Annotated in this window: 17 protein-coding genes; all 17 read right to left on the reverse strand. The window is 54.5% G+C overall.

The annotated features are described in order from the left end of the window. Positions 1-34: 34 nt before the first annotated feature. Positions 35-865, reverse strand: coding sequence for a diaminopimelate epimerase (gene dapF, locus BU251_RS05215; RefSeq protein ID WP_128699899.1), 831 nt, complete (start codon positions 863-865; stop codon positions 35-37). Then, positions 862-2,124 (reverse strand): diaminopimelate decarboxylase, encoded by a 1,263-nt coding sequence (gene lysA / locus BU251_RS05220; RefSeq protein WP_128699901.1) that lies wholly within the window; start codon positions 2,122-2,124, stop codon positions 862-864. Before lysA ends, dapF begins: the two co-directional genes overlap by 4 nt. After that, positions 2,117-3,484 (reverse strand): argininosuccinate lyase, encoded by a 1,368-nt coding sequence (gene argH, locus BU251_RS05225; RefSeq protein WP_128699903.1) that lies wholly within the window; start codon positions 3,482-3,484, stop codon positions 2,117-2,119. The genes lysA and argH overlap by 8 nt, the downstream gene beginning before the upstream one ends. A 375-nt stretch (positions 3,485-3,859) precedes the next feature. Beyond that, positions 3,860-5,035 (reverse strand): argininosuccinate synthase, encoded by a 1,176-nt coding sequence (locus BU251_RS05230; RefSeq protein WP_128699905.1) that lies wholly within the window; start codon positions 5,033-5,035, stop codon positions 3,860-3,862. Between the two features lie 74 nt (positions 5,036-5,109). Beyond that, positions 5,110-6,075 (reverse strand): ornithine carbamoyltransferase, encoded by a 966-nt coding sequence (gene argF / locus BU251_RS05235; protein ID WP_128699907.1) that lies wholly within the window; start codon positions 6,073-6,075, stop codon positions 5,110-5,112. A 174-nt stretch (positions 6,076-6,249) separates the two neighbouring features. Then, positions 6,250-7,443 (reverse strand): aspartate aminotransferase family protein, encoded by a 1,194-nt coding sequence (locus tag BU251_RS05240; protein WP_128699909.1) that lies wholly within the window; start codon positions 7,441-7,443, stop codon positions 6,250-6,252. A 35-nt stretch (positions 7,444-7,478) separates the two neighbouring features. Further along, complete coding sequence (argB, locus tag BU251_RS05245) at positions 7,479-8,333, reverse strand: acetylglutamate kinase (RefSeq protein ID WP_128699911.1); 855 nt, start codon at positions 8,331-8,333, stop codon at positions 7,479-7,481. Positions 8,334-8,441: 108 nt separating this feature from the next. Continuing rightward, complete coding sequence (argJ, locus tag BU251_RS05250) at positions 8,442-9,638, reverse strand: bifunctional glutamate N-acetyltransferase/amino-acid acetyltransferase ArgJ (RefSeq protein ID WP_128699912.1); 1,197 nt, start codon at positions 9,636-9,638, stop codon at positions 8,442-8,444. Continuing rightward, complete coding sequence (gene argC, locus BU251_RS05255; RefSeq protein WP_128699914.1) at positions 9,635-10,657, reverse strand: N-acetyl-gamma-glutamyl-phosphate reductase; 1,023 nt, start codon at positions 10,655-10,657, stop codon at positions 9,635-9,637. Before argC ends, argJ begins: the two co-directional genes overlap by 4 nt. A 419-nt stretch (positions 10,658-11,076) precedes the next feature. Beyond that, the gene (rpsI, locus tag BU251_RS05260) at positions 11,077-11,475 is read right to left on the reverse strand and encodes a 30S ribosomal protein S9 (RefSeq protein ID WP_128699916.1); all 399 of its coding nucleotides are present in this window, start codon (positions 11,473-11,475) and stop codon (positions 11,077-11,079) included. 199 nt (positions 11,476-11,674) lie between these two features. Continuing rightward, the gene (gene rplM / locus BU251_RS05265; protein ID WP_320416940.1) at positions 11,675-12,103 is read right to left on the reverse strand and encodes a 50S ribosomal protein L13; all 429 of its coding nucleotides are present in this window, start codon (positions 12,101-12,103) and stop codon (positions 11,675-11,677) included. Positions 12,104-12,149: 46 nt separating this feature from the next. Next, positions 12,150-13,724, reverse strand: a complete 1,575-nt coding sequence (locus tag BU251_RS05270) for a hypothetical protein (protein WP_128699918.1) — start codon at positions 13,722-13,724, stop codon at positions 12,150-12,152. Then, positions 13,717-14,520: a tRNA pseudouridine(38-40) synthase TruA gene (truA, locus tag BU251_RS05275; protein WP_128699919.1), complete on the reverse strand. Its 804-nt coding sequence runs from the start codon at positions 14,518-14,520 to the stop codon at positions 13,717-13,719. Before truA ends, BU251_RS05270 begins: the two co-directional genes overlap by 8 nt. A gap of 131 nt (positions 14,521-14,651) precedes the next feature. Beyond that, the gene (locus BU251_RS05280) at positions 14,652-15,662 is read right to left on the reverse strand and encodes an aspartate-semialdehyde dehydrogenase (protein WP_128699921.1); all 1,011 of its coding nucleotides are present in this window, start codon (positions 15,660-15,662) and stop codon (positions 14,652-14,654) included. Beyond that, positions 15,649-16,149: a hypothetical protein gene (locus tag BU251_RS05285; protein WP_128699923.1), complete on the reverse strand. Its 501-nt coding sequence runs from the start codon at positions 16,147-16,149 to the stop codon at positions 15,649-15,651. Before BU251_RS05285 ends, BU251_RS05280 begins: the two co-directional genes overlap by 14 nt. Before the next feature lie 133 nt (positions 16,150-16,282). Continuing rightward, entirely contained in the window at positions 16,283-17,332 is a 1,050-nt protein-coding gene (locus BU251_RS05290; RefSeq protein ID WP_128699925.1) for a 3-isopropylmalate dehydrogenase, read from the reverse strand. A gap of 190 nt (positions 17,333-17,522) precedes the next feature. Further along, complete coding sequence (locus BU251_RS05295; RefSeq protein WP_128700969.1) at positions 17,523-18,029, reverse strand: 3-isopropylmalate dehydratase small subunit; 507 nt, start codon at positions 18,027-18,029, stop codon at positions 17,523-17,525. Positions 18,030-18,051 lie beyond the last annotated feature (22 nt).

The following is an 18,051-nucleotide window of genomic DNA, read 5'->3' on the forward strand; positions in this document are numbered from 1 at the left end:
GTCTTGTATTTTGCTTTCTTTCGCTTGCCGCTATCTACCCTGACAGGTATTTTCCTCTAAACACAACCCTGGCCTGACCCTCAAGCCAGACATCAAAGATTTTCTTTTTCGACATCGTAAAATAAACGCACAAAACATCGCCGCTCTTCGTCTTGACGCAGACGCGATGCTTCATGTGAGGTTTCGTCCCGCATCCCTCATGGTTGATGACCGAGATGACCGCGGCGGCCACAGAACCGGTCCCGCAGGCCAGTGTCTCGTCCTCCACGCCCCGTTCATATGTACGGATATTGACGCTTCCATCCGCCTGCCGCTGGATAAAATCGACATTCGTGCCCGCCGGAGAAAAAATATCGTGGGAACGCAGGAGCCGCCCGAGACGCGTCACCGGCACCTTGGCCACATCAGACACTTCGATGACCGCATGAGGAACGCCGGTATCGACAAAGTCGACATTGTATTCTTTGCCGGCGGCCTTGACGCAAAGGTCCAGGCGGATATCCTTCGGATCTGTCATCCTGATCTTGATGCCGTCCTCCGTGATACTGGCGGCAAGCAATCCGGCCCCCGTCTCGATAGAAAACGCCTTGCGGCCCGACGAATGAAAAAAATACAGGGCCAGACAACGGGCGCCGTTGCCGCACATCTCGGCCTCGGAACCATCGGCATTGAAGATCCGCATGCGCACGTCGGCTTTTTGAGATGCCTCCATCAAAAGGACGCCGTCCGCGCCAACGCCGAACCTCCGGTCGCATATCTTTTCGATAAACGGCTTGGACATCGGGATCCTGGACCTGGAGTTCGGCTCCAAAAGGATGAAATCATTTCCCGATCCCTGTAATTTGACAAAAGGAATACTTCTCATAGCTCAACGACCTTTTCGTGCCGCAGGAGATCCGCATAGCTTTCCCTCTGGCGGATCACGCGGACCGTCCTGCCTTTCACCAAAACCTCCGCCGGCCGGCGCCTGGAGTTATAGTTGGAGGCCATGGAGAACCCGTAAGCCCCGGCACCCATGACCACAAGCAGCTCGCCTGCATCGAACAAAGGCATCATGCGATTGAGGGCCAAAAAATCGCCGCTCTCACAAATCGGCCCGACGACATCCGATCTTTTCAACGTCGTCTTGCTGTCCGGCCGGGCGCCCTGAGCCGGATGGACCTCATGGTAGGCGCCGTAAAGCGACGGCCTGGCCAGATCGTTCATCCCCGCATCCACAACCACAAACCTTTTTTTCGGGCTGTCTTTGACGTAAAGCACCTGGGTCAGAAGGACGCCAGCGTTCCCGACGATAAAGCGCCCCGGCTCAAGGATCAACCGCAACCTTCTGGATGTCAAAAGCGGCAGGATCTCTTCCGCATATTCCTGGGCCGTCTGGGGATCCTCCTGTTTATAAATGATCCCAAGCCCACCCCCGATATTGAGCGTCCTGACCGTTATCCCCGCTTTTTTGAGATGGTCGATAAACCTTAATACACGCTTGAGGGCGGCCACAAACGGGGCGGCCTGCGTGATCTGCGATCCGATGTGCACATGCACGCCTTCCACGGAGACCCTTTTAAAATTGGGCCGGTTCAAAAAGATGACGCGCGCCGTCTCGAGATCGACCCCAAACTTGCTCTCTACGGTCCCGGTCGTGATGTAGCGGTGCGTATGGGGATCGATATTGGGGTTGATGCGGATGCAGACGCGTGTATCGCGCCGCAACTCCTGGGCGACCGCGCTGATCACGCCGAGCTCCTGGATCGATTCGACATTGAAATACAAAATCCCGTAACGGATGGCGGCGACAATTTCTTCTCTTGTCTTGCCGACGCTGGCATAGACGATCTTGCGGGGGTCGGCCTTGATCCTCATCGCCCGGTGCAGTTCGCCGCCGGAGACGATGTCGAGCCCCGCCCCGTCGTCCGTCAAGGCCTTCATCAACGAAAGACTGGAGTTGGATTTGACCGAAAAACAGATAAGCGGCGCCGCGGGCGCAAATGCCCGTCTCAGCTTATGGAAATGGTCCAACAGCGTCTTGTGGCTGTAGACATACAACGGCGTGCCGTAACGGCGCGCCAAATCGCCGACGCGGACGTCTTCGCAGTAAAATTCGTCTCCGACATAGCGGAATTCATGCATAATGCTGACCTCTGACGGATTTCTTGGCAGAAGCGCAGAAAACCGGATGCAGACGCTTGACGACCTCGGCCCGGACGAGCTTTTTCGAAAAAACGTCAAGCTCTTTCTGTGACATCTGGGCGATCTTTTTGTCTTTCTGGGCCGCATAACGCACCAGCTTGCCGATAATCTCATGCGCCGAGGCGAACGGCACGCCCTGCAGGACCAGATAATCTGCCAAGTCTGTCGCGCAAAGCGACTCGTCATCCGCCTGACGCGCAATAGCTTCTTTTTTGACCTTAATGGTCGGCACAAGCCCTGAAAGAATGACCAGCCCGTCCTCGACCAATTCCAGAGAATGGAACAACGGCTCCTTGTCCCACTGCATGTCGCGGTTATACGTCAACGGCAGTCCTTTCATCAAAGACAAGACCGAAACAAGGTCGCCCGCCAACAACGCGGCAGAACCCCTCAAAAGCTCCAGGGCGTCGGGGTTTTTCTTCTGCGGCATGAGCGAACTGCCCGTGCAATACTCGTCCCCCGCCTCGATAAAACCGAACTCGCGCGTCGACCACAGAATCAAATCTTCGGCGAGACGCGATATATGCATGCCGATCACGGCCAGGACGCTCAACAATTCGATCACAAAATCCCGATCGCTGACCGCACTGATCGAATTCTTGGGCGGCGCGATCAATTGAACCAGGCCGGGCATCTTCAGCGCCGTCAGGGCCGCCTTGATCTGATGCGTATAAATGGAGGACGCAATGGGCGTGCCGGCCAAAGCGCCTGAACCCATCGAAATATCCAACCGCAAAAGACAATCTTCCAATCTTCCGGCATCGCGGGCAAACATCGCCGCATACGCCCCCAGATAATCCTTAAAATAAACAGGCTGGGCATGCTGAAGGTGCGTATATCCCGGCATCACCAGCGATGAATGCAATGTCCCCGATTCCAGAAAACTCTTTTGGAGTTGAAACAAGAGATCCTGGATCTCTTCGCCCGCAAACAAGCAATAGAGCTTGGTGGCAAAGACCACCTGGTCGTTTCGCGAACGGCACGTCTGCAGCTTCAGCGCCGCCGGACCGGCTTTCTTCAAAAGGGCGTTCTGGATGTTGGTATGGATGTCCTCACTCTCGAAGTCAAAAGGAAAAGTCCCGTTCTGGGCCTGACTCAAGAGGACAGAGATGCCGCTCTTGAGACGCGAAAACTCTTGGGCCGTCAACAGATGCGCCCCTTTGAGCACATGGATATGCAGAAAAGAGCCGATGAGGTCACACGCCGCCAGCCGCCAGTCTGTCTGGATCGAAGAGCTGAACCGCTCGAAATAAGGATCGGTCTTTTTTGCGAACCGCCCTCCCCATAATTTCTTAGCCATTGGTCTCTCCTGCTTCAATTCTTATATTTTATGCATCATTTAATAAATCCGGGCTTGAGCGAAACGAAGTGGAGTGATTCCTTGTCCCATTCCTCTCCCCAACCCAGTCTGCCTTTGATATCCAGGGGATTGAGTTATCGTCCTGGCTTGTTTTTTGCAAGGACGCTTGATTTATCCCAGCGGATAAATCTGCGCCTGGCTTTCGGCCTCGCTCTCCTCAAGGCTGTCCGCTTTGAGGAACCGGCCCGCTCGGCCTGCAAACGCCCTGCTTAAAAACAAACCAGGACGATATTAAACTGTTGGTTTTCACCCGCCACTAAAGCATCGGCGGGTCAAATTCGGCCATATAATTTACGCTCGCTACGTTCGCGTAAATTATGGCCTCATTTGAAACGGCAAGCCCCACAGACGGATAAAGCCGTCTGCCAGCTTCTGGTCGAATTTATCCTTTTCGGTATACGTCGCCAGGTCTTCCTTATACAACGAATGCACAGACTTGCGGCCAACGACGACGCAAGAACCTTTGTGCAGCTTGAGACGCACCGACCCAGTCACCCTCTTCTGCGTTTCCTTGATAAAGGCATCGAGCGCGTTCTTCAACTCCGAATACCAGAGCCCATAATACACCATTTCCCCATATTTCGGCGCCAGGCTCTCCTTAAAATGCAGCAATTCGCGGTCAAGGACAAGGGCCTCCAATTCCCGATGCGCCGTATAAAGGCATGTGGCCGCCGGAAACTCGTAGATCTCGCGCGACTTGATGCCCACCAGACGGTTCTCAACCATATCGACGCGGCCCACGCCGTTCTTGCCGGCCACCTCATGAAGATGGGCGATCAGACCCTGCAAATCATATTTCTTTCCGTTGATCCCCACCGGTATTCCCTTTTCAAAATCGATTTCGATATACGTCGGCTTGTCCGGCGCATCCTCGGCCGCAACCGTCATCTGGTAGGCATCCTTGGGCGGCTCAACGTAAGGATCTTCCAACACACCGCACTCGATACTGATACCCCAGAGATTCTTGTCGATACTGTACACTTTCTTTTTCGTGACCGTCAGAGGGATCCCCTTGGCCTTGGCATAATCGATCTCTTCCTCGCGCGATTTGAATTCCCACTCCCGCACCGGCGCGACGATCTGCAGTTTCGGATCGAGGATCCTGGAGGTAACCTCAAAACGCACTTGGTCATTGCCTTTGCCCGTGCATCCGTGTGCTACGGCCTGGGCTTTTTCGCGATGGGCCACCTCAACCAGATGCTTGGCGATCAAGGGCCGCGTCAGGGCCGTGGCCAAGAGATACTTGCCTTCATAGGCCGCGCGTGCCTGCAGCGCCGGCAGGATAAAATCGGAGATAAACTCTCCTTTAAGATCCCCGACATAAACCTTGGAAGCGCCTGTCTTGAGCGCGCGTTTCTCGACAAGAGAAAAATCCTCCCCCTGCCCCACATCGCCGACATAGGCGACGACATCCCACCCTTTATCCTTGAGCCATTTGATGGCGCAGGACGTATCCAAACCTCCGGAGTATGCAAGTACGACCTTTTTCATAACAGCCCCGTTTTTTAGTAGTCAGTAGTCAGTAAAAAATCTAAAACTTGAGACAGATAGAAATTTTTAACTGGCTACTTATTTAACAGTTTCATCATGATCGCCTTCTGGACATGAAGACGGTTCTCGGCTTCATCGAAGACGACGGAATTCGAACTATCCATCACTTCATCGGTGATCTCTGAGCCACGATGCGCCGGTAGGCAATGCATGACCAAGGCATCTTTCTTGGCCAATGCCAAAAGCTCCTTATTGATCTGATATTTTTTAAAGATCCTGGCCCGGCGCGCCGCCTCCCTCTCTTGCCCCATGCTTGCCCATACATCCGTATAGAGGACGTCTGTACCGCGGGCGGCCTCTTTGGGGTCCTGCGTCACGACGATCGAAGACCCGGCATTCTTAGCCAGCGCCTGGACCTCATTGAGGACATCCTTTTGCGGGGCAAACCCTTTAGGGGCGGCCACGCGCATATGCATCCCCATAAGACTTGTAATCTGCAACAAGGAATGGCACACGTTATTGCCGTCCCCGACATACGTCAGCGTCAACCCCTTGAGCGCGCCGCGTTTCTCCTTGACGGTAAAAATATCCGCCAGCGCCTGACAGGGATGATGCAGATCACTCAAGCCGTTAATGACGGGGATATGGGCATAGCGCGCCAGATCCACCACATCTTTGTGCTTGAAGACGCGCGCGACCACAAGGTCCAGATAACGCGACAAGGTCTGCGCCGCGTCTTTCACGGACTCACGGACGCCGATATTGACCTCCGCCGGCGACAAGGACATGCACTGCCCGCCCAGCTGCCATACGCCCACCTGGAACGAGACGCGCGTCCGCAGCGACGGCTTCTGAAAGATCAACCCGACAGCCTTGTTTTTAAAACACTCCCGAAAGCGGTCCTTCTTAAGCTCCTCTGTCTTCTTAAAAACCTCCAACACCTCTTCAGCGCTGAAATCCGTAACAGCGAGAAAATCCCGTTTAGACCCTCCGCTATGTGGAATGCGGAGGTCTATCTTTTCTGGATTAAACGCACTCATGCAAAACCCTCCTCATCCCGCCTCCGGCGGGATGACTCTGAGGCCTGCGTTAAGTCAATTTTACGAACGCCTCAGGCGTTTGTGAGTGAAATTGACAAGCGCTTAGGCCGAAGAGTCTTTCTTTTAATATCCTTCCGCCTCCGGCGGGATGACTCTGAAACAATTCACTGGTGTTTATACCACTTCCCTTAATACGGAACCCAGGATCTTTAAGGCCGTGTCCGCCTGCTTCTTCGTCACGTTCAAAGCAGGCATCAGCCGCAAGACCGTATCGTGCGTGCAATTGATCAGAAGCCCCTTGGCGAGGCACCGGTCGACCACAGGCTTGCCGCGCCGGGTAAGCTCCAGGCCGATCATGAGGCCCAGGCCGCGAACCTCCTTGATGGACGGGCAATCTTTTTTCATCTCCTCGAATTTTTCCAAAAGATATGCCCCTATTCGCGTCGCATTCTGCAGCATCTTGTCTTTCTGGATGGCGCGAAAAACACCCAAGGCTGCCCGGCAAACGACAGGACTTCCGCCAAAGGTCGAGGCGTGCGTCCCCGGTTTAAGCGTATCTGCGATCTCGCGCCGCGCCACCATGCAACCGATCGGCAATCCCCCGCCCAGCGACTTGGCCAATGTCATAATGTCCGGCGTGATGCCGTAATGCTGATAGCCGAACATTTTGCCCGTCCGGCCGATGCCCGTCTGGACTTCGTCAACTACCAGAAGCATCTTGCGCTCGTCGCAGGTCTGGCGCAACCGGCGAACAAAGTCAGGCGCCGCGACGTTGATGCCGCCTTCCCCCTGCACGACCTCCAGCATGATTGCGACGGTCTTGTCCGTGACGGCGGCCAGGACGGCATCGATATCGTTCAAGGGCAGGTTTGTCCGGAAACCTTCCACAAGAGGCTCAAAACCTTTCTGGTATTTCTCCTGGCCCGTCGCCGTGATCGTCGCCAGCGTCCGGCCGTGGAAAGCATTCTCAAACGTCAGGATCTCGTAGCGGTTGGAGCCGTCCGCCGCGCCGTACGCCCGGCACAGTTTGATCGCCGCCTCGTTGGCCTCAGCCCCCGAATTGGAAAAGAAAACCTTGCCGTCGAAAGCGTGGCGGATGATCTCGGAGGCGAGCTTGGCCTGCGCCGGATGATAATAATTGTTCGGCAGATGGATCAGTTTGCCCAGCTGGTGCCGCACGGCCGACAAGACCGCCGGATGACAATGGCCAACATTGCCCACGCCCCAACCCGGGAAAAAATCGAGATATTCCCGCCCGTCGATATCATAAAGCTTCATCCCTTTGCCCTTGACGAAGATATAAGGCATCTTCGTATAGGTCGGCATGATGAAATGGTTATAAGCGTCGAAAACATCCTGTTTCGTCATATCTTCATCTCTCGTACTCTGTCTCTTCGACACTTTTATTTTACGATCTCCGTGCCGACGCCCTTGTCCGTAAAGATCTCCAGAAGCAGGGCGTGCGGGATACGCGCGTCGATGATATGCGTCTTATTGACGTTTCCTTCCAGGGCGTCAATGCAGGCATTCACCTTGGGGATCATGCCCGACTGGATGACATTCTGCTCGATGAGGCTCTTGATATCAGTCAGGTCCAGGCTTGTAATCAGGGATTCCGGATCTTCGGGATTTCTCATGACCCCTCGGACATTCGTCAATAATACGAATTTTTCCGCCGTCAGCGCCGAGGCCGTCTTGGACGCCGCCTCATCGGCGTTGATATTATAGACGACGCCGTGCCCATCGACCCCCATCGGGGCGATGACGATGACGGCGCTCGTCTTCAAGTCTTTCTCGATCAGGTCGGTCTTAACGCCTGTGACGATGCCGACGAAACCCAGGTCCACGCGGGCCTTGATCTTTTCGGCATGGAAAAGGCCGTGGTGCTTGCCGCTGAGGCCTACGGCCGTCCCGCCGATCTGGTGGATCTCGTCGACGATGAGCTTATTGAGCTCCATCAGCTCCTCTTCGACGACCCGCAGGGTCTCCTTGTCCGTCACGCGCATCCCGTCCACAAACTCGCTCTTCTTGCCGAGCTTGCGCATCTTCTCCGAGATGCTCGGGCCTCCGCCGTGGACGAGAACGGTCTTGATGCCCATAAAGCTCAAAAACACGATGTCTTCCAGAACGCCCCGGCGGATCGTCTCTTCGCCCAGGATGCTGCCGCCGTACTTGATGACAAAGGTCTTCTTGCGGAACTTCTTGATATACGGTAACGCCTCTATTAATACATCAGCTTTCTTGATGGCTTCATCCATTTGATTTTGTCCCCTCTGAAGGTTTCTATTCTTTGCAAAATCAACCCCGACGTCTATCGTGAATTTTTCGAAGCGTCGGAAAATTCACGATGCCTAGACGAGGGGTGCCTAGTTATAATCCGCATTGATCCTGACGTATCCGTAGGACAAATCCGACGTATAGACCGTCGCGCCGGATTTCCCGCGGCCCACGGCGACATCCACGACGATGTTGCGGCCTTTCAAAAGCCCGCGGTCCTTGACAGCCACGGGCCTGCCGTTATTGAAAACGTATACGCCGTTAAGCTTGATCCGCAGGTCTTCCTGTTTCAGGCGGCTGTCCGTCGCCCCCAGGGCCGCCGCGATGCGCCCCCAGTTTGGATCGCTGCCGAACATGGCGCATTTGAAAAGATTGGAATTGGCCACGCCGAAAGCCAGGTCTTTGGCCTGCGGCTTTGTCGCCGTGCCCGAAATGCGCACCTCGATGAATTTCGTCGCGCCTTCGGCGTCTTCGACGATCATCTTAGCCAGGCATATGCAGACCTGCCGCAGGAGCCGGCTGAACCGGACTGCTTCGGGACTGCCTTTTTTTATCATGCGATTGCCGGCGCGGCCGTTCGCCATCAACACGACCATATCATTCGTGCTCATGCAATTGTCGATCGTGACCGCGTTAAAAGAATCGTCGACTGCGCAGGCCAGGGCGTCCTTCAGGGCCGCCTTCTCGATCAGGGCATCCGTAAAACAAAAAGCAAGCATGGTCGCCATCTTCATGCGCGGGGCGATCATGCCGGCGCCCTTACAGACACCGCACACCGTCACGGTTTTGCCGCCGATCACGGCCTGCAAGGACGCTGTCTTGGCAAATGTATCCGTCGTCATAACGGCCTTGGCGGCAGACGGAAATCCTTTGACACTTAAAGACGACACTAAACCGGGAACGGCCGCTTTGATCTTATCCGTCGCCAGCGGCTTGCCGATGATCCCCGTTGAAGCCACCAAAACCTCTTCCTTCTTGAGGGCCAGCTGCCGGGCCACGCTTGCCGTCATCTCCCGGGCATCCCGGAGCCCCTTGCGGCCCGTCATGCAGTTGGCATTTCCGCTGTTGGCGATCAGGGCGCGCGTCTTGGATGCCGCCAGGTGCTGAGCGCTCACCACAAGCGGTGCCGCCTTAAAGGCATTGGCCGTCATCATCGCAGACGCCACGCAAGGAGATTCCGAGAAGAACAGGGCGAGGTCGGGCTTACCGCTCCGTTTGATGCCCGCCGACAAACCGGAAGCCTTGAATCCAAGGGGAAGCACGCTAGAAACCGTCTTCAATGTCATGCTAACGCCGTTCTCTCATCAAAACCATACATGATATTCATATTCTGGACGGCCTGGCCCGAAGCCCCCTTGAGAAGATTGTCGATCGCGCTGGAAACGATCAAAAGCTTCTTTTTCTCATCGACGACAAGACCGATATCGCAAAAATTCGTATACGTGACGTCCGTCAATTGCGGCAGGACGCCCAGGCCGCGCATGCGCACGAAGGGTTCAGTTTTGTAAAACTTCTTGTAGACCGCCTCCACCTGTTGCGCAGGGACGGATTTCTTGAGCCGGATATAGATCGTTTCCAGGATCCCCCGGTTGACGGGCAGAAGATGCGGGCAAAAAACCACGTCCACCCGCGCAAGCGTCGCCCGCGAAAGCTCCTGATTGATCTCCGGAGAATGCTGATGCATATTAAACTTATATCCGCGAAAATTCTCGTTCACATGGACAGAGAGATATTCCGGCGACACCTTTTTCCCGGCACCCGTCACGCCGGACTTGGCGTCGATGATCACGCCGTCTTTGTCGCCGAAACCGGCGACCAGGGCCGGCACGATCCCGAGGATCGCCGCCGTCGGATAACAGCCGGGATTGGCCACGCACCCCGTCTTCTTGATGCGTTCCCGGTAAAGCTCGGGCAGGCCGTACACAAACGCCTTGAGGTGCTTGATATCCTTGTGCGCCTTGTGATACCACTGCCGGTAGACAGCCGGATTTTTGAGGCGGTAATCCGCGCTTAAATCGACGACCTTTTTGCCCCGCTTCAACAGCTTCGGGACATAATCCATGGAAACCGTATGCGGCAGCGCCAGAAACAAAAGATCGCACTTCTCCGCTGCCTTATCGACATTGAACGGTTCGCATTTCAGGCCGACGACGTCCCGCAGGGCCGGAAAAATCTCACCGATCTCCTCAGGTTTCGTCAGCGTCGCCGACAAATACGTCAGACGCACCCCCGGATGCCGCATCAGGATCTTGATCAACTCTTCGCCCGTAAACCCCCGGGCACCGACAATGCCGACTCTAAGCATATACCCTCTTTTTTTGATGCTTGCGCGATGCCTGTTTCATGCACAAACAGGCCATCTTCATCTATTTTCTCGCCGGGCAAAATAAAAAATATCTATAATATGTTAGACGAAAAATACGCCCGCGTCAAGACAAATCCGCCGGGATACCGACGATAAAAAAACACTTTTGGCCCCTAGGGGCAACACCCCGCGCTTATCGGCACCTGGCCCTTGTAAGGAATCGGGCCAGTGTTCGCCTTTCTGGCGAAGAATGGCGCGGGTAGCGCACGAAGCGCACGCTTGCTCTTCCTTTTGAGCAAGGCGTGTCGTGCTTTCTGCAAACACCCGGCCCAAGCGGAGGGGCCGGTGTGCCGCCTTCTGCACAAAAAAAATCCGCCGGTTTTCTCCGGCGGATCCTTGAAGCCTCTGTCAAAAAGCGCTTACCTCTTTGTCCACTGGAAGCGCTTACGGGCACCCTTTTGCCCGTATTTCTTGCGCTCCTTGGCGCGCGGATCGCGCGTGAGAAAACCCCCTTTGCGCAGCGTATGACGGAACTCCGTGTCGATGCTGGCCAGCGCACGCGAAATGCCATGCCTCAAAGCCCCGGCCTGCCCGGTCAAGCCGCCGCCGTCAACAATCGCCGTCACATTGTATTTATTCTTGGTGTTCGTGGCCTCAAACGGCTGGTTGACGATGATGCGGTCCGTCTCCCTGGCGAAATAATCTTCGAAGGCCCGCTTGTTGACAACGATCTTCCCTTCGCCCTGGATCAGGCGGACCCTGGCGATGGCTTCCTTGCGTCTTCCGGTTGCTGTAGAAATAGATGTTTCTGCGGACATATTAGACCTTTCATGAACGCACAACTTATGGAACGATAGTGAACATAAGTTGTTTTGCGTGAATGAAACCCAGCACTAATTTTACATAAAATTAGTGCTGGGTCAAATTCGGCCCGACGGCTTAGCTTCACTTTGTTCGCTAACCCAGAAAGGATAGGTCTTCCTTATACCATATAAAGGAAGGACCTAAGCCGTGGCCTCATTCGACCTCTAATTTCACGAAATTCGTCTTCGTATAAGGATGATCGGAACCCGGATAAACCCTGAGCTTCTTAAGCATGTCGCGGCTCAAAGGGCCTGCCGGCAGCATCTTCCTGACGGCGCTCCGGATGACCTCTGTCGGCTTGGTCGCCAGCATGACTTCTAAAGTAGCCCTTTTAAGGCCGGCCGGATATCCTGAAAAGCTCAGATATTGCTTCTCTTTAAGCTTGTTGCCTGTTACCTTGACCGCCTTGGCATTGATAACAACGACATGGTCGCCGGTGTCAAAATTAGGAGTATACCTCGGCGTATGCTTGCCGCGGATCACCGAAGCCACTTTTGCCGAAAGCCGCCCCAGGACCTTGCCTTTGGCGTCGACCAAAAACCACTGCTTCTTGGATGCGTCCATGTTGGACTTGTTCGCCATGTAAGTTTTCATAAGGGTGAAAATATAACACAACCTCCTGACGATGTCAACATTTTTTTCTTCCAAGGAACCCCACCTTGTCCTCCGGTACCAAAAGCCCCGCAAAAGCCAAAACCAAGAACACCAGACACGCCCAAAAGGGCACGGTGGCCGGGATCACCCGTTCCTGACACACAGCGGACGGATTGACCAAAAGATAGGCTATCTGTGTTTCCCCGGCGACCTGGAGGCCGTAGCGGGCGGCCGCCAGCGACAGATACCGAAGCCCTTCGCCGTCCACGTCCTTGAACCAAAGCACGGCGTGGGCATAGGCGACGGGATCGAAATCGCGGAAAGGCCGGACCTCGGCAAGCATAGCCGTGGATGTCGCGCGATGGCTCAAAACCGCCACCATCCCTCCCGCATAGTCATAATTCGAAAAGATGATCTGCCTCTCCGAAGACAGCTCCTTGACCATCCAAACACACTGACCGATCCACTTGGGATAGTAGATTGTCGTCGCCTTGACGCCGGGATCATTGGCATCAAGACCCATCCATATCATGGCCGGCGTTTCGCAGATCTTCCAGCTCCGCTCCTCCGGCTTCGGGCTCCAGTTATATTGAAAGCCGAACACCTGAAAAACCAACACCATCACGGCCATGGCCGTCGCCTGATAGACCCTCGGCGCCTTCGCCAGGAAACGCGTGACGATCTCATTGACCGCCAGGGCCGCATAGAAACACCACAGGAACAAACCCTGCCCCGAGATCAGACGGCTGCGATGCGTCCAGAAAAGAGAAAACATGACGCTGGCCAGGATCATAAAAAACTGACAGTCTTTTTTTCTGCGCCAGGCAAACACGACCCCCGCGACCACGAATAACGTCAATACCGTCGGGATTGCCAAGTAATAAAAATCGGGCGGCTTGACAAGGCGGACATACGCCAGGTAACGGGCCTGATGATAGAGGATCGGAAAGCTCGGGATCAAAGTCGCGGCAGCGATCCGCCAGATCATCTGGCGTTTCTGACGCTCCGGGATGGTGTATAAAAGAAGCGCTGCCAGAAACAGCCAAGGCACCAAGCTGTGCGCATAAAAAGCTAAGGTCAACAGCACGCAGGCACGCAGAGGCCTATTCTGCATCACGGCGCCATAGCACAATAATCCCAGGCCGAAGGCCAGGCTGAAAGGGATATTGTTGATGACGGCCGTACAGAGCGAGGTGGCGCTGAGCGCGAAAAACAAAAACCAGAAAGCAGCCAAAGAACCGAGGGCACGGCGGATCACCGACCAGCCGCAATAAAGAAACCAGGGGTAAATCAGGACGTCAGAAAGCCTGGCGACGCTGATCAAGTCAAGGCCGGCGCGGTAAAGCACAAGCTGCAGGATATGCAAAAGCGGCGGATACACATGCGGCCGGCCGAACGGGGCGTATTCCCAAAAAGCATGCCCCACCCACCCTCCTGCATCCCGAAACCCCTGCACAACGGAAAGATGATAATAGCCGTCCAGAAAAAGCGGGAAACGAAACCAACTGAACGCCTGGAACATGACGACGGCCAGAAAAATGACACCCGAATAAAAATCCCAGCGCGGGACATTCCAGGATCCAGACAAAGAAAATTTTCCTCTATGCATAGCGCACACTCCTGAGGTATAGCCCGCGGGCCGGGGCACAGAAACCGGCATGCCGCCGGTCGCGGCGCCTCAAGATGTCCCTCATCGCCTCCGGCGCCAGCCGGCCGCGGCCGATATCGATCAATGTCCCGACGATATTGCGGACCATACCCCGAAGAAATCCGGACGCATCGATATCGACGACAATCAACTCCGTCTGCTTCAAAAACGGCAGGGAATCCTCCCCTTTCCTGCGGTACACCCCGATCTTTTCGATCCGCGTCACGGATTTCCGCCGGACCCTGTCCGACGCCTGGAAAGAAGAAAAATCATGGCGGCCCACAAGACAGCGGGCGGCGCGGCGCATCCAAGCGACAGACAAGGAATATTTGACCACAAAGGCAAACCGGTCCAAGAACACCGATTTCTCACAAGCGGGCACAATGACATAGCGATAAGATTTGGACTTCGCGGAGAACCGCGCATGAAAACACGGATCGGCCTCCTCGGCTCCTGCCGCGCCGATATCCCGCGGAAGATGGTGATCCAAAGCCCGCCGGAGCCGGTCTGCCGGGATCGCCGACGCCGTTGCAAAATGCGCGGTCTGCGCGACAGCATGAACGCCCGCATCTGTCCGGCCGGAACCAGTCAAGCGGACGCGGTGGCCGACAACCTTCTCGAGCGCCTTTTCAACCTCTTCCTGAACCGTCACCAGTTTCTTCTGCCGGCCGGAAGAAGGAAGCTGACGGCTGGTCTGCCGCTGCCAGCCGGCGTATTGCGTGCCGTCGTATTGAAGAACTATCTTGATCGTACGCATGGAAACTCCGCGGGCTGCCCGTGAAAAGATATCCGTCGGAAAAAAGAACCGGTCAGCCTATTTGCCGGTTAACCGGTTGTTGCGTTAACTGGCTGACTGGCTGACCGGCTCTCACGGGATAACCAACGACATTATCTCTTAATCAACAACTCCGCAATCTGCACGGCATTGGTCGCAGCACCCTTACGAAGGTTGTCGGCCACCACCCACATCCACATTCCCTTCTCGTTATAAGGATCCTTGCGGAGACGCCCAACAAATACCTCGTCTTTGCCTTCCGCGTTAACAGGCAAAGGATATACGCAGCTCTTGGTGTCATCCAGCACGACGATGCCCGGAGACGACGCCAGCGTCTTCTTGACTTCTTCGATATCAACAGGTTTTTTCGTTTCGATGTAGATCGATTCGCTGTGACCCGTCCTTACGGGGACACGGACCGTCGTCGCCGAAACCAAGATCCTGTCGGTATGCATGATCTTATGGGTTTCCTTGATCATCTTCCACTCTTCGGAGGTGTAATCGCATTCCGCAAAACCGCCGATGTGAGGAAAGATATTGAAAGCGATCCTCTGCGGCATGGCTTCCGGCTTCGACTCCACGCCCGAAAGGATGGCTTTCGTCTGCTCAAAGAGCTCCGCAACCGCTTTGCTGCCGGCGCCAGACGCGGCCTGATAAGTAGACACGATCACGCGCCTGATCTTATAAAGCTTGTGAATAGGCGCCAGCGCCACCACCATCTGGATCGTCGAGCAATTTGGGTTAGCGATAATCCCGCGTCCTTTTTTGGCTTTTTTGACATCTTTGGGATTCACTTCGGGAACGACGAGAGGCACGTCTTCTTCCATACGGAAATCCGCCCCGTTATCGATGACGACAGCGCCCCGCTTGACCGCCTCGGGAGCAAACGTCACGGCAGCACCCTTCTCCCCTTCGGTACCGGCAAATAAAGCAATGTCAACCCCCTCAAAAGCCTCGGGAGAAATCTGCTTCACATGATAAGTCTGACCGTCGACCGTGATGTCCCTTTCGCTGCGGGCCAGAACCTTCAAGGCCCCGACAGGAAAATTCCTCGATTTCAAAACTTTCAGCATCTCGATGCCGACAGCGCCTACACCCACAACCGCAATATTATATGTTTTCATAAGAAAGCCTTTGGGATTTTGACATATTTATAGAATGATATATCCTTTCAGTTATGCCTATCAGCCCCTGCGGGACAGCTTCTTGCGAGCCGTCATTATGGAGATAAAATCTTATGCGCTTGATACCTTTGTCGCTCACGATAGTAAGTTCGATATTAGTCCCCTGCCTGGAATAGGGAGGAAAACGATATTCTTCCTTAAAAGCATAAAAATCTGCGCTCTCAATGTATCTTATCAGCTCGCTCATCCGCGCAGGATCAATCCGTCCCGCTTTCCTTTCGCCCTCTTCTCTGCCGGCCCTCACGGTATAAGCGATATAACGACCATCGCCCTTGATTTCAAGATAGGACCCCAGAGCCTCCCAGTTTGAGCTTTTCAGCTCGATAGATTCTATCTTCAGATCCTCCGCCTTCACATAACCCGGAGACAAGAACACGAACAAAAACAATATGGCTGAATTCAACAACAGGCCTGCTCTTTTAGTCATTGTCCCTCTATGTAAAGACAAGACCGAGCAGCTAGTCGAACAGGGCATACATAAATAGCGTGAATAAAAATCCGGGCAGATGTCAGGGACCCCATTACAACAATGAACTTCCAGATAGATGCCAAGGATCTTTCTACAAGTTAGCAACCACAAGATCCCCAACCTCGGTGGTCGAATACCCCATCTTGCCCGCCGCCAGGGATTTCAGTTTCGTCTGTACGATCTTGATGACGGCGTCCTCGATCGCCTTGGCCGCTTGGGCCTCACCCAGGGAATCCATCATCATACCGGCTGCGCAGATCGCCGCCAGCGGGTTGATCACATTCTTGCCCGTGTATTTGGGGGCGGAACCTCCGATGGGCTCAAACATCGAGACCCCCGCAGGATTGATGTTACCGCCGGCCGCAATCCCCATGCCGCCCTGGATCATAGCGCCTAGGTCCGTGATGATGTCGCCGAACATATTGTCGGTGACGATGACGTCGAACCATTCGGGATTCTTGACAAACCACATCGTCGTGGCATCCACATGGGCATAATCGATCTTGACGTCCGGATACTCTTTGGCCACCTCGTTGAACGTCCTCTGCCACAAATCCCAGGCATACGTCAAGACATTGGTCTTGCCGCAAAGGGTCAGTTGCTTGCGCCTGTTCCTTTTGCGCGTTAATTCGAACGCATAACGCACGCAACGCTCCACGCCGGCCCGCGTGTTATAGGAAATCTGGATGGCGACTTCGTCCTTTGCGCCCTTCTTCTGGAATTCCCCCATGCCCTTATAGAGGCCTTCACTGTTCTCGCGGACAACGACAAAATCGATGTCTTCCGGTTTCTTGTCTTTTAAAGGACAAAAGGCGGAGCTGTAAAGCTTCACCGGCCGCAGATTGATATACTGGTCGAGGGCAAATCTGAGCTTCAAGAGGACGCCCGTCTCGATGATGCCGGGCTTGACGTCCGGGTCGCCCACAGCGCCCAGATAGATGGCGTGGTATTTCTTGAGCTCGGCGACATCGGCATCATCGACGAGCTTGCCCGTCTTCAAATATCTCTTGCCGCTGAAATCGAATTCTTTTGTCTCAAATTTGAAATTGAATTTTTTTGCGGCGGCGTCCAGGACCTTCAAACCTTCGCGCACAACCTCCGGCCCTGTCCCGTCACCGGGTATGACAGCTATTTTATACATTAATTTCGTCCTTTTTTAGGTTTTTTCTATCGAAATTAACTCCGAAGCGTGCTTAATGAAATTTAAGACAAGGTTTATGGCCTAGAACCCCGCGGGTATGCCCGCGGGGTGACGTCCCTTCCGCCATTTATCTTGGGCATAGCCTCGCCCGCCGCAGGTGGGCAGGGAATTCTGGCTATGGGATTAAATTTCACAAGCGTTTACGCAAGGGGTCTTCCTTGCTCTTCACCCAATTCACCAATCCGCCCTTTTCGACGATCTGGCATACAAAATCCGCAAAAGGGGCGGCATGATACGTCTTGCCCTGCGTGAGGTTCCTGACCGCGCCTTTTTCAAGCTCGACCTCCAGCTCATCGCCCGGCTGTATCTGGTCGGCCTCCCTGACTTCAATGATGGGCAAGCCGATATTGATGGCGTTACGATAAAAAATCCTGGCAAAGCTCTTGGCAATGACCAAAGACACACCGCAACCCTTGATGGCGATCGGGGCATGCTCCCGTGACGATCCACAGCCGAAATTATTTCCCGCAACCACGATATCCCCCGTCTTCACCTTCCTGGGAAAATCATGATCCAGGATCTCCATGCAATGGCCGGCCAGTTCTTTGGGATCGATCGTGTTCAAATACCGAGCCGAAATGATATCGTCGGTATTGACGTCATTGCCGAATTTATGGACCTTCCCTTTAATCACCATAATCACTAAAATTGGCTTTACT

It is taken from the genome of Candidatus Velamenicoccus archaeovorus (assembly GCF_004102945.1).
Classification (GTDB): Bacteria; Omnitrophota; Gorgyraeia; order Velamenicoccales; family Velamenicoccaceae; genus Velamenicoccus; species Velamenicoccus archaeovorus.